The sequence below is a fragment of the Alkalimonas cellulosilytica genome (assembly GCF_036325985.1).
Classification (GTDB): domain Bacteria; phylum Pseudomonadota; class Gammaproteobacteria; order Enterobacterales; family Alteromonadaceae; genus Alkalimonas; species Alkalimonas cellulosilytica.
Genome location: NZ_JAUHLI010000058.1, coordinates 1 through 419, shown reverse-complemented (window position 1 = coordinate 419; position 419 = coordinate 1). Strand labels below are relative to the sequence as shown.

General features: G+C 42.2%; 1 protein-coding gene. It reads right to left on the bottom strand.

Going from position 1 to position 419, the window contains the following annotated elements; all coding sequences use genetic code 11:
• Positions 1-195: flagellin N-terminal helical domain-containing protein (locus QWY20_RS18520; protein ID WP_456237684.1), on the bottom strand; the 195-nt coding region annotated here is incomplete at its 3' end.
• Positions 196-419: the final 224 nt, after the last annotated feature.

Genomic DNA, 419 nt, shown 5'->3' with positions numbered 1-419 from the left:
CGCCGCTTGATCCAGGCCATTGATTTGGCTGGTTAATCGGTTCGAGATTTGCAAGCCGGCCGCATCATCAGCAGCGCTGTTGATGCGAAAACCAGAGGACAAGCGCTTAAAGGCCACATCCAGTGCATTACCGGAGTTGAACAATTGACGCTGCGCGTTCAAAGAAGATGTATTGGTATTGACATATAACGACATGATGATTCTCCTGTGTCTGTTGGCGCTCATAGCCACATAAAGTGAAACTATTCACAACCTATATATCGGTAAAAAAAGGAAAATCTTTAGAAGATAAGAAAAAATAGATATCTAAAATTAAATGCATGCTTAAACAACAAAAAAGCAGAAGCACCATTAGGTGCTTCTGCTTAAAAGCTGATAGTTAACTGTGTTACTGCAGCAGGCTTAAGGCTGCCTGAGGT